This window comes from uncultured Arcticibacterium sp., assembly GCF_964021845.1.
GTDB lineage: Bacteria > Bacteroidota > Bacteroidia > Cytophagales > Spirosomataceae > Arcticibacterium.
The window spans coordinates 964021-976712 of record NZ_CAXHZC010000001.1; the positions used below are offsets into that span (position 1 = coordinate 964021).

The window sequence follows — 12692 nt, forward strand, 5'->3', positions numbered from 1 at the left end:
CTTATAAATTTTCTATTTCGGCAACTAAATATGTGCTACCTCCTATATATATAAAATCTCCTGATTTTGCTTTTACCGCTGCTGCCTGTATGGCACGATTAACATCGCTAAAATAACTAACATTATGAATGTTAAAATAAGTAGCACTTTTAACTAATTCTTCTTTGGTTTTAGAACGTAGTGAATTAAAGATGGATAAGTAATAATTACAAGATTTCGGTAGTATACCAAGCGTTGTTTCTAAATCCTTATCTGCAGCAAATCCCAAAATAAAGTGAATATTAGTAGGATTAAGAACTGCTATATATTCCTTTAAGAACTTGAAAGCATGTCCATTATGGCCAGTATCACAAATTGTTAAAGGGTTTTCAGAAAGCTTTTGCCATCTTCCTTTTAGACTTGTATTGCCAATTACATTGCTTAGACCATTGTTAATGGACTGTTTGCTAATGTTAAAGACTGTGCTCATATTAATAACATGCACAGCTGCCAAGACTCCAATTAAGTTATTTTTTTGGTAAGTACCACGTAGGTCTAAATCATATTCTTCGTTTTCAAAATTACCCAAACGTTCAACTAGATATTTAGTTATTGATTCGTGGCTCTTTTCATGGTATACCTGATATAAGTCTTGAGCAAAGATAAGTTCGGAACTTCTAGTTAAAGCCACATCCTTGAAAACTGGACTTGTCTCTTGTTGTCTTTCCGAAATAACTACAGGTACATATTCTTTTATAATTCCAGCTTTTTCAAATGCAATTTTTTCTAAGGTGTCACCAAGCACATCTGTATGATCTAAACCAATGTTTGTAATAAGTGATAAAATGGGATTGATAATATTAGTAGAATCAAAGCGACCACCTAATCCGGTTTCAATAATAGCGATGTCTACCTTTTCCTTTGAAAAAAAATCAAAAGCCATAGCAACTGTTACTTCAAAAAACGAAGGCTTAAGCTTTGAAACGTATTCTTGATGTTCTTCAACAAAATCCATTACAGACTTTTGGCTAACTAAATCACCATTAATTCTGAACCGCTCTCGAAAATCTTTTAAATGGGGCGAAGTATAAAGCCCCGTTTTATAACCAGCTTCCTGAAATATTGATGCTAGCATGTGAGATGAACTCCCTTTGCCATTGGTTCCGGCCACATGAATAGCTTTGAAGTTGTTTTGGGGATTGCCTAGATAAGAACAGAAAGAAGTAATATTTGCTAAGGTTGGTTTTAAGGCTTTTGTTCCGGCATTTTGGAATGCAGGTAACTGGGCATACAAATATTGAACGGTTTCTTGGTAATTCATCTATGCGAAAAATGTTCGCAAAAATACTAAGCCTTTAACCTAATTGGTAATATTAATAGTAATTGTTCCGCTTGACCTTTTCGGCGGCGTACCTTGTGGAGAAAGAGAACGGCTTAAACTACGTTGGATATATGACTTGTAATAGTTAGTAACACTAGGGCTCACAGTAGAGCGTTTTACTTGAATGGAAATAACATCACCTCTGTCATCAACTGTTACACCAAATATGATTGTTCCTGTTTCTGAGGAAGAATCTTTTGGAGGATTTAAGGCTTTTTTATTCCAGCCACTTAATCCAGAAATAGAACTACCTGATCCACCTGAGCCTGGGTTCCCATAAAGACTTTTACCATCTGGTGTACCTCTTGGGTCTCCTTGGTCACCTACTGTTCCTGGTGCACCATCTCCATTACTGTTTCCTCCTATACCGTCTCTAGTACCTGTGGTTCCATTAGAGTTACCACCCGAACCAGACTTTTTCATCACTGACCCTGTGTCTACACTTCTTGCTGGAGCGGCTGGCTTAGCTGCTGGTGCTGGTCTTGAAGGAGCAGTACTAGCAGGTTTAGAAGAAGTTTTGGTAGGCGTCTTTTTCATTATCACAGGAGACTTCTCAGCCTCTGATGTAATAACTGGCGTTGCCTTTTGAGGTGTACTTTTAGGTGCTGGTTTAGTGGTAGGTTGCGGGTTAGCGGGCTGTGGCTGACTTACAGCCTTTTGAGCATCCGATTTATCAGCAGGTTTTACGTCGTAATTATTTCTTGAGGCATTAGCCTTATTTGTGGTTTGAATATCGCCGTAACCAGTTAGATCTAAACCATAATTTAGATCTACACCCATTGCTATAGGTTCTTCAGCTGGCTCATACAAAATTTTAAAAAAAAGTAAGGCTGCTAAACATAAAATATAAAGTCCGCCACTGATCATCAGTGCTTTCTTTTGGTGTTCTTTATTATCTATTACTAATTCCATTCTCGTCAAAATAAACGGATTTATCTCCGGTAAATTGTTCTATTCTGTTTGACATCGCTTCGGCAGCTTCTATTCCATTAACGGGAACGTACACTCTTCTCATGCCATTAACTAACTTTATTTCTGCATCGAAACCCGCATCGCCCATTCTTTTAACAAGCTTTTCAGCGTTTTCCTTTAAATCAAATAAACCAGCGGAAACTTCAAATCTTTTCAATCTAGCGTTTCCCTCCTGGTCTACTAATCCTTGCTTAATCTCCTCAACTACATCTTGAGGATTTACATTTTCATCAATTTCACCATTAGCATCAATATAAACTGAATCTGGTTTAGCCGCTACTGACTGTTCCATTTCCAAATTCTCCTCAGCTACTATTGTAGTTTTTGTCTCAAACGGTTTATAAAGAATAACGTAATAAAGGGCTCCAAAAATCAATAATAGAGGAATCAAATAGAGCAAGTACTTCAACCATTTATTGTTACTTTCCTCTTCTTCTAAATCACCCGTGTATTCTGCGTTTTCTTCTTCCTCGGTAAGTTCTTCACCCTGTACTTGAGGAAATTGATTTATCTCTTCTTTAATTTTTTGAGAAACAGAAATTGGAACCACCGGTTCTGAAAAGCTTGGTTTTGTATAAAAGCTAAGCTCAGGATTAAATTTACCTTCTAGATATCCTTGGTCTGAAACTCTAATGGCACATACATCTGCCAAAATCATTTTACCATTATCATTTAAACCATTTTTAAAACGTGTCAAGTAGTTTTTCAACTGGTCTATGACTTCACCTTTTGATATATTTTCTTTCTCTTTTATATAATTTATAAACTTATCAGTGTCATCGACATGTAAAAGTCCATTAAAGTCAAAAGACTTTTTAGGTGCTATCAATTGACCCTCATCTGTAATTTCGGCTTGTGTAAAAGACGCAATAAAAGCACCTAAGCTAGGAATTATGAAGAAGTCTTCTTCATACATTAATTCTTTTAAGTGCTTATCAAAGTTTATCATTTATAGAAAGCCTAATATTTATAAGGATACATTAATTCCTACAAGAAAGTTTAGACCTTGCTGCGGGTAATTATAGAATCGCTGATAATTTTTTCCAATTATATTATTCAGTTTTACAAAAAACGCAAATTGCTCGCTGAAAAGATAGGTAAATTCCGCATTTAAATCTGTTATAGCGGCTAGTTTAACATCTTCTACGATAATGGGGTCTTTCGCATATCTGTTACCAATATAATAAAAATCAATATTAGAGACTATTTTATCAGAAACTACGAAGGTATTCCCCCACCTTCCTTCAAAAGAAGGTCTATGGTAAGGCCTAGCTATGTCTAAGCCGTTTATGTTATCGTACGCATCCTCTATATCATAGTACCAATAATCCGCTGTTAAATTAGTCCTCCAAAATTCTTTTGGTTGGTAATTTAATTCCGCTGATATATTAACAAAGTCTGACTGGTTATTATCATAGAAAATAGCATATTTGCTTAGAGCTTCACTGGTTGAATTATTTGATGAGATATTAAAATAATATAATCCAGTAAATTTCCCGTAGGATGCTTTCAAATTATAATTCAAGCCTGAAAATAGGTCACCGCGACTTCCTATAAAGTATTCTTGATCTTTGGAAGTATTATTAATACTAACCTTTTTTTGTAACCAAGGGTTTTCATCCAACATAGTGCCAAGTGTGTTTCTTATAATATCACCATCATATCCTGCAAAGAAGTAATACAAACCTGGTGTTTTATATGTTAAGGTTACGGTAGGGAAGCCTTTAGTTCTATTAATTTCAGTGACTTGGTCATATTCATTGACTGCTTTAAAACCAAGCTTGGCATTAAATTGATTGAAGTCCAAATTAAAAGAAGGAGTTACTCTAAACAGGTTTTTCTTTTTCACTTCACTTCCGCCTAGCTCACCTGTCCTATTTATTAAATAGGCTTCTCCTTCTATCATTGCGGTTACTGTGTTTTGGATTACGGGGAAAGTTGCATTAAACTGTGTTCCCCATTCCAGTTCAGATTCCCCATAATTACCATCTAAATTTCTAAGGTTAGTTTTTATGGCATAATCAATAATAGGGTTGGCCTTTGTGTTTTGAAGAGTCACACCAAAATTTAGAATATTTAAGGTTTGCTTGATTTGCTCTTTAAAATCATCTGGTCTAAAGTTGATAGTGGTATCATATCCAAAGAAATAGTACTTTCTAAACTCATAGCCCAAATTACCTTTTAGCTCAAATCCATTTGAGTTATACTTTCCATCAGCCGCAATTTTGCTTAAACTATTTCCGGAGTTTTGACCGTCTATCGGTCCTCTTTTTGCTGAGTTATGTAAACCATGAACACCAAAGACTAAGTTTTGACTTTGGTCAGAGTTAATAAAAGTCTCAGCATAGAATCTTCCAAAATTTCCTGCTCCAATTTTAAAGTAATTTGGATAGCCAGAGCTTTGGGTTCTACCTCTTTTATTGTCATCAACTGGAGAAACTATGTTCGGTGTAAACTCTACTTCTTCTATGCCAACAGGCTTTTTCTCGAAGAAAGTATAAGCCATTTTCCTTTTGGTGGGAGTCTTTTCCTCCGTCGGAATCTTTTCAAACACCCTATTTGCTTTTTGTAACTCAACGCTTCTTTCTTTGGTAATAGTGATTTCTTCATCACCTATTCCTTTGTTTTGAGACCAAGCAGGTATACTCAAAAGCATTAAAAGCACGATTTTATACGAATTAAACTTCATCTTTTTGCTTAAATTCTAATTATTTAGGAACGTTTTTAAGTTTGGCTTTAGCTATGTCTACTGTTTCAGGATTACCTGAGTTTTCTACAATAGAGTTCAGTGTAGCTTTTGCCATGAAATAATCCTTTTGGCCTACATAAGAGTCGGCTATTAACAAGAAGGCTTTCTCATACCAAGTCACGTAATCACCGAAGTCTTGAGCCAAAGATTGCATCTCTTTGATGGCATCTTCATATTTACCTGACTCATATAATATTTCACCAAGTAAGTATTTGGCCTCTGCCCCATTTATATCTTTATCCATGGCTATTACTTTCTCAAACTGTGCTTTAGCTGATGTAAAATCACGACGTTTTAAATGGCATTTACCTATATAAAGTTCTGCTTTATTTTTAATTCCTATAACTACTCCTCCTCCATCTGAAATGGCATCACGACAGTACTTAATAGAATTCTCATAGTCTCCTAAATAATAGTAAGATTGGAACAAGCCTTCCCATGCCGCCACTTGGTCTCTTTTACTATCGCTTGAGCTTAATACATTTTGGAAGTCACTTACGGCATTTCTATAGTCACCAGCATCAAACTGAATGTTGGCTGCTCTAACTGCGGCTTTGGCTGCCCACTGAGACTGACCATCTTCTGCCACATCTTTAAAATAAGGTAAGGCACTTTTTTCATCATCAGAAAAATAGTATGACTCTGCTATTAAGTACCTTGCTTCCTTAACATTGGCGTTTGTAGGATTGTTTTGAATAAAACGCTTTAAAGCTGGAATCGCTGCAGAATACTTTTCAGTATAATAAAGGTTTTTAGCGGCATCATATTGAAGTGCCACTGCAGAAGAGCTACCAGGGTTATTCTTTTGATATTCATCAGCTATATCTGCAAAGTCTTCACTTCGGCCAGTAAGGTTCATGATATCCCTAAGTCCTATCAAAGCTTCATTAGCAGTTTCATGGTTACCAAATCTGTTAATTAAGATTTTATAATCAGAAACGGCTTTATCATAATTTTCCACATTACCGTAAGCCAATGCTCTCTTTAACAAAGCAAATGGTACCAAAACAGACCTTGGTCGTTTTCTTAACATTTCAGAAAGTGTAGTGATGGCAGATAAATAGTCGTTCTTTTCTAGTTCCAGATTTCCTCTTTCAAAAAGAGCATCATCAAAAAGTCTTGAGTTTTCATGAATTCTAGCAAACTGGTCAAAAGTGCTTTGAGCTTCACTTTTTCTTCCCATAAAACTTAGGGTTATTCCTTTTTGGAATAAAGCGTAGTCTTTGTCTGCTCTGTTTTTCTCTAAAGCTTCATTATAGCTATTTAAGGCATTTCTAAAATCTTTACGGATTAAGTAACAGTCGGCTACTCTTAACTGTGCATCTTCCCTACTCTGTTGTGATTCGGCAGAGCTTGAAGAAGATAAAAAGTCTTTGAAATAGTTTAGGGCCTGCCCGTATTGTTCATTATTATAGTAAATGTATCCTAAACTGTAGAGGCTCTTGTTTTTTTGCTCTCTAGTACCACTAGAAGTAATTTCTTTATACAGAGACTCTACATTTGGTTTATCCGCAGCATAGGCTGATTCTGCCTTCCAAAACTTAGCATTTTGAACCAAGGTTCTATCCACAGGTTTGCTTATTGCTTTTTCAAAGTAAGTGATTGCCTTTTCAAAATTCTCTCCATTATAATCAATCACCGCCTGAGCGTAACACAGTTTCTGGTAAGCCTCATCAATTTTTGGAGTTGTTCTTTTTAGGTTTTCAATGTAACCAATAGCCTTTTCATAATCATTCGTCTCAAAAAGAACTTCACTCATGAGTTCATTTGCCTCATCAATGTATTTGCCGTTTGGATAAGCCGTCACATAATCTCTTAGCGAGGTAATGGCAGTCTCGTTATTATTCTGCTCTATTTGAACTTTGATATAATTGTAAGTAGCTTCCTCTTTTATTTCTAAGTCAAAATCTGTTTTTCTTGCGAAATCAAATGCGGCCATGGCTGAATTTAAATCGCCAGTGCTTAATGCTGAAATTCCTAAATAATACGCAGCCTGCTGACCAAGTTCATCTTCTCTATCAGCAATAAGTTTAAAAACCTGGATGGCTTTCTCATGTTGTTCTGTTTTGTAAAGACTGTAACCATGGCGGAAAGTTAATTGTGGGTCTACCGTTCCTCTTCTTAAAACCTTAAAACGGTCATAATACTGTGCGGCCTTCTCAAATTCGTCTTTGAAAAACAAAACTTCTGCAGCCACCATACAAATCTCATCGGTTTTTCTTCCGTTCGGGCTAGCGATTATTGGTTCGGCGTATGCCAACAGTTCATCATACTTTTCTTGTCTGTAAAGAATCTGACCAATCCAGTTGGGAACCTCAATTTTATAAGGATTTACATTTTCAACCCTATGAAGGTCAACTAGTGCATCGTCAAAGTTCTCATTTTGAAAATTTATAACTGCCGCATAGTATGCAGCATTAATGGCATTTTCGGCCACAGTTCTTTTGACATAGTTGAACTCTGTCAAAGCCTTATTGTAGTCTTTCATTTGATAATAAGCTACGCCAAGCTTAAATCTAAGCTCATAAATAGCAATGTTATCTTGCCTAAACTCAATAGCCTTTGACAAATATTCTACCGCTTTGGCATAATCACCTTTTTCGTAGAAATTTTCGCCTAAGTCGCTAAAAATGATTTTTGCCTTTGGATGCTCACTATGATTAAGCACAAACCTGTGCACCTCAATATCGGCATCAAGCGAATTAGTGTACAAAGCCGAAACAGCTGAGTAATACTCGGCATTGGCGATGTTGAATTTATTTGGATTAATAGAACCTGAAGACAGGTCTACGTAATTCTTGAACTCTTTTCTAGCTGCCGAATAGGCCTTTTTCTCAAATAACTCAACCCCGGCATTATAATGGGCTTCAGTTTCTGTATAACTTAAAGTGTTTTGAGAAAAAACTAGAGGGGTGTATAGAATACAAGAAAAAGCAATCAAAAAGATTTTTTTCATTGAAAAGCGAATTCTGTGATAGTGTTAAAAACCAAATTTAGGAAAGATGTCTCTCAATATGCAGCTTTTTTTGGTTTTAAGTTTTCTTACTGATATTACGGTTTTAACGTCAGCTTTTGCTTAAAATTGTAATCTTAATATTTCAACAATTAAAAATCAATTATATAATACTTATGATAGGAAGAAAAAGAGCCTTTAGTGTGCTGATTGCGATGGTATTATCTGCGGTTAGTTTCATTTCAAATGCACAAGATACTAAGTCCATTTCTTATGAATTAAGAATGCCTGAGCCTGAGACTCACTTTTTTGAGGTGGGTATGACGATAAACAATGTTTTAACCAATCCGAAGATTATTGACAAAAGACGTCTTTTAATAAAGATGCCGGTTTGGACTCCAGGTTCGTATTTGGTTAGAGAGTATGCAGGAAATGTTGAAAATTTTCAAGCAACGGATGGTCAAAACAAACCTTTAAATTTTAGAAAAGTTAACAAAAACACTTGGGAGATTGATATAGACCAAATAGAAGATGTAAAAATAAGTTATAAGGTTTATGCCTTTGATTTGACCGTTAGAACTTCCTTTATTGACGCTAGTCATGGTTATTTAAATGGAGCTAGCATTTTCATGTTTGTTCCGGAATTAATGAAAAGTCAGGCAGAGCTGAAGGTTTATCCTTATGAGAAATGGTCTACTATTTCTACAGCTCTTCCAGAAACGTCGAAAAATACTTTCCTAGTAAAAGATTTTGATACTTTAGTTGATAGCCCAATTGAAATTGGGAATCATGAAGTTTTAGAATTTGAGGCTCTTGGTATTCCATATAAAATAGCTATGTATAGCTCTTCACCTTTAAGCTATGACAAAGAAAAGCTTTTAAAAGATTATAAAAGCCTAGTAGAGGCTGCAGCTACCGTAGTGGGTGAAACGCCATTAGACAATTACCTATTTATAGTGCATCATCAGCCAGGAATAGGTGGTGGTTTAGAGCATTTGCATTCTACTACTTGTCAGACTTCGCCGTTTGCGTATAGTTCAGAAAGGGCGTATATCGGACTATTTGGCCTGTTGGCTCATGAATATTTCCATTTATGGAATGTGAAAAGAATTAGACCGGTGGCTTTAGGACCGTTTGATTATGAAAATGAAAACTACACACACATGCTGTGGGTGGCAGAGGGTTTTACTAGTTTTTATGAAGAAATTATTCTAAAAAGAGCTGGTCTTATAAAAGATGAGGCTGTGGTAAAAGCTGTGGCAGGTGCATTATCAAGTGCAGAAAGTACGCCAGGAAATAAAGTGCAAGCGGTTACGGATGCTTCATGGGATGCTTGGATTAAGTATTACAGACCAAATGAGAACTCAAACAACACAAGAATTTCATATTATGGAAAAGGTGGTGTTTTAGCAGCTCTTTTAAATGCTAAAATCATAGCCAACACGAAAGCTGAAAAGTCTTTAGATGATGTTATGAAATTACTTTATAACAAATATTACAAAGCCTTAGACCGTGGCTATACTGATGCAGAGTTTCAAATGGCTGTGGAAGAAATTCATGGTGGTAGCTTAGATTATTTCTTTAAAAACTATGTTTCAGGAACTGAAAGACCAGATTATGAGCAAATTTATAAAGGAGTAGGTCTTAAGGTGATTGACAATAATGAGGATAGAGAAAAGCCATATTTAGGTATTACGGAACGCAGAGGCCTGATTTACAGAATGAGTAGCGAAGGAAGTGCTTACCACTCTGGATTAAGTGTAAATGACCAGGTAGTAAGTATTGATGGTAATAAAGATATCAACTTTGCCAACGCTCTTCTATCTAAAAATGTGGGAGAGAAAATGGTAGTAATAGTAAACAGACATGGGGTAGAAATGGAATTCACGATTGACCTTCAACAAGATGAAAGAAAGTCTTACTCTTTAGAGAAGGTGGCTAAACCAAGCAAAGAGCAAGAAAAAGCGTATCAGAAATTTGTAGGAAATTAATCCCCTGCAAATTCAATCTTTGAAAGGCTCGTGAATTAAGTTTCACGGGCCTTTTTTAGTATTCTTCTATAAGTTTACCAAAGTCCTCTGCCATATCTTTAAAACGCTGAATAACTTTTGCATAAAAGGCATCAGTCATCATTCCTAAGACTTCTTCATCTCCACTAACATCCATTTCTGAAACTTTATAAACCTGTTCTAAAAGACCCGCTTCAAACTTTATGATATATTTGTTGTTAAACATATATAAGGATGTTTTACAGTAAGCATTAGGAATATCTTTGACAAATCTCATAAGTATGAATATTATTAAAATAGGCCTAAAAGTGGCTTCTTTTATGATTTTAGGGGCAATTGTTTTTGCCTGTGGCAACAAAAATAAGACAGAAGCAGCGGAGTTTTTTGAACGAGGCAATTTTCATTTCAAAAAAAATGAAACTGAAAGGGCCATGGAGCTTTTTACGGAGGCTATAGAAAAAGTCCCAGACTTTGCCGATGCTTATAATAACAGAGGTTTATGTTTTGAAAAAATGGGTAACATTGACAAAGCAAGAAATGATTACAGAGAAGCTGTGGAATTGGACGACAGTTTCGGTCAGGCAAAGTTAAACTTAGCTCATGCCTCACTCCTGCTTGGCGAAAATAAGACCTGCGAAAACTTATTAAACCAATTAGCTCCAGCTTATACAGATTCTTCTCAATTTCTAGATTTACGCGGTAAGTTTTACCTTCAAACTTTTAATCCAAGTAATGCCGTTGCTGATTTTGAAAGGTCTTTAAATATTACTCCAAACAATTTAGAGACTAGGACTAATTTAGGTTATGCCTTTTATCTTCAGAAGGATTTTCAAGAAGCAAAAAAAACGTTCTTAAATGTTATTTCTGAGAAACCAAACTTTGCTTTTGCTTTAAATAATTTAAGTGCCACGTATGCTCAGCTAGGAGAATGGAAAGAAGCTTTGATACACTCTAAAAAAGCTATTAAAGAACAGCCAAATGAAATTACTTTTATCAATACCCATGCCCTTAACCTTTTAGAAAACGGAGAGATTAAGAATGCCTCAGAATATATTGAACAGGCTTTAAAGCTGTTTCCTGAAAATCCGTATGCTTTACGGAATTTAGGTTTATTGAAATTAAAAACCGAAAGTTCAAAGAACTCGCTTACCATCTTAGAGCAAGTGGAAGCTATCAATCCAGAAGTAGAATTTATCTACTATTACATAGGAATGGCTCAGCAAGCAGCAGGAAATATTTCCGCTGCGTGTAAAGCATTTAAACGAGGTTCGTTATTAGGCGACGCTCGTAGTGAAATGGAATCAGAAAACTGCTAATTACTGAGCTCAAGGGCTTCTTCTTTTTCCAAGGTTTTTCTTAACCAGATACATAGTCCTACAGAAACCAAGCCGAGAATAGAAATTAGAATAAAGTTTGCTTTATATCCATAAAGAGCAATAAAATCTAAACCTAGTTTTGGACTCACAATATGGGCTAAAGCAAAGGCCATGGAATACAATGCCATGTAACGTCCTTCGTTTCCTGACTTTGCTCTTTTCATAGCAAAAGCATTAGTGTATGGAAAGCCTACCATCTCAGCTAAAGTTATGAGAACCATACTAATGATTAATATGCCTACCCATGCTTGATACACAAGAACAACAAAACCCAACATCATTAGAATAGAGCTAAAATATATAAGTTTAATCTCTGGTATTTTCTTTTTCTCAATCCAGTTTACCATCGGCATTTCAAAAACGATAATGATTAAACCATTTAGGAAAAATAACAGGCCTGTCTGGAATTCGGTTAGCCCAAACTGCTCATGATGATAAATGGGTAGCGTGGTGAAAATTTGAAAGAAAACCACCCCTATCAAAAAACTAATTGCCAAGAATATCCAATATGCCTTATCCTTAAATACGGCTGCACCAGCTTTAAGCAGCTTGAGTTCTTCTTTAGTCTTGTTCGGAGCTTTACGCTCTTTTACTAATAAGGTAAATAAAAGAATGGAAACTATACAGGTTAAGCCGTCTATCCAGAATAACAAACTGTAACCTTGTGCAATGATAATTAGGCCTGCAACAGACGGCCCAATAACAAAGCCCAGGTTTATGGCAAGCCTTATTAATGTAAGTGACCTTGTTCTGTTTTCAGGTTTACTATAAGTGTTTAAGGAAACAAACATGGCAGGCCTGAACATATCAGCCAAAGTCATGGCTAAGAAAATCACGAAACACAAGCCCCAAAAACTTTGGACGTATTGTATCAAAACGAAAACCACACCAGCGGATAAAAAGCTCCAAATCATTACTTTATAAAAGCCTATTTTATCTGTCAATTTGCCGCCTAACCAAGCTCCTATAAAGGAACCCAGCCCAAAAAAGACCATAATCCACCCCACCTCACCGTATGTGAAGTGAAGGTCTTCCTTCAAATATTTTGAAAGAAAGGGTAAAACCATAGTTCCTGCCCTATTTATGAAAGTAACTAAAGCTAGCCACCAAACCTCTTTTGACAGTCCTCTAAAAGCTTCTAAGTATAAGTCTACCGATTTCTTTAACATGGTCTAAAAACTAAGAAATCCAGCTGATGGGCTGGATTAAATAAAAACTTTAACAATATTTTTATATCATCCCCTCACAGACCTTACCCACATATTCTTTTTAG

At 35.8% G+C, this 12692-nt stretch carries 9 protein-coding genes; 2 read left to right on the forward strand and 7 right to left on the reverse strand.

Annotation, left to right across the window (positions count from 1 at the left end; translation table 11 throughout):
• Position 1: 1 nt before the first annotated feature.
• Genes AADJ06_RS04025 through AADJ06_RS04045 form a run of 5 tightly spaced genes read right to left on the reverse strand, consistent with a single transcriptional unit; the run spans position 2 to position 8037 of the window.
• Entirely contained in the window at positions 2-1300 is a 1299-nt protein-coding gene (locus AADJ06_RS04025) for a folylpolyglutamate synthase/dihydrofolate synthase family protein (RefSeq protein WP_341225117.1), read from the reverse strand.
• 39 nt (positions 1301-1339) lie between these two features.
• A complete protein-coding gene (locus AADJ06_RS04030) occupies positions 1340-2272 on the reverse strand; it encodes a hypothetical protein (protein ID WP_341225118.1) in 933 nt (310 codons plus the stop codon).
• The gene (locus AADJ06_RS04035) at positions 2253-3281 is read right to left on the reverse strand and encodes a hypothetical protein (protein ID WP_341225119.1); all 1029 of its coding nucleotides are present in this window, start codon (positions 3279-3281) and stop codon (positions 2253-2255) included. Before AADJ06_RS04035 ends, AADJ06_RS04030 begins: the two co-directional genes overlap by 20 nt.
• An 18-nt stretch (positions 3282-3299) precedes the next feature.
• Positions 3300-5021, reverse strand: a complete 1722-nt coding sequence (locus AADJ06_RS04040) for a hypothetical protein (protein ID WP_341225120.1) — start codon at positions 5019-5021, stop codon at positions 3300-3302.
• 19 nt (positions 5022-5040) lie between these two features.
• Positions 5041-8037 (reverse strand): tetratricopeptide repeat protein, encoded by a 2997-nt coding sequence (locus tag AADJ06_RS04045; RefSeq protein ID WP_341225121.1) that lies wholly within the window; start codon positions 8035-8037, stop codon positions 5041-5043.
• A gap of 173 nt (positions 8038-8210) precedes the next feature.
• On the opposite strand from AADJ06_RS04045, the gene AADJ06_RS04050 reads away from it, so the two are divergent.
• The gene (locus AADJ06_RS04050) at positions 8211-10025 is read left to right on the forward strand and encodes a peptidase M61 (protein WP_341225122.1); all 1815 of its coding nucleotides are present in this window, start codon (positions 8211-8213) and stop codon (positions 10023-10025) included.
• Between the two features lie 55 nt (positions 10026-10080).
• On the opposite strand, the gene AADJ06_RS04055 is transcribed toward AADJ06_RS04050, so the two are convergent.
• A complete protein-coding gene (locus AADJ06_RS04055) occupies positions 10081-10269 on the reverse strand; it encodes a hypothetical protein (protein WP_341225123.1) in 189 nt (62 codons plus the stop codon).
• A 55-nt stretch (positions 10270-10324) separates the two neighbouring features.
• Between AADJ06_RS04055 and AADJ06_RS04060 the strand changes: the two genes are divergently transcribed.
• Positions 10325-11359, forward strand: a complete 1035-nt coding sequence (locus AADJ06_RS04060) for a tetratricopeptide repeat protein (RefSeq protein WP_341225124.1) — start codon at positions 10325-10327, stop codon at positions 11357-11359.
• Here the strand turns inward: AADJ06_RS04060 and AADJ06_RS04065 are convergent.
• Positions 11356-12588 carry an MFS transporter gene (locus AADJ06_RS04065; RefSeq protein ID WP_341225125.1) on the reverse strand — a complete coding sequence of 411 codons (1233 nt, stop codon included), beginning with the start codon at positions 12586-12588 and terminating at the stop codon, positions 11356-11358. The two genes, AADJ06_RS04060 and AADJ06_RS04065, sit on opposite strands and share 4 nt — an antisense overlap.
• Positions 12589-12692 lie beyond the last annotated feature (104 nt).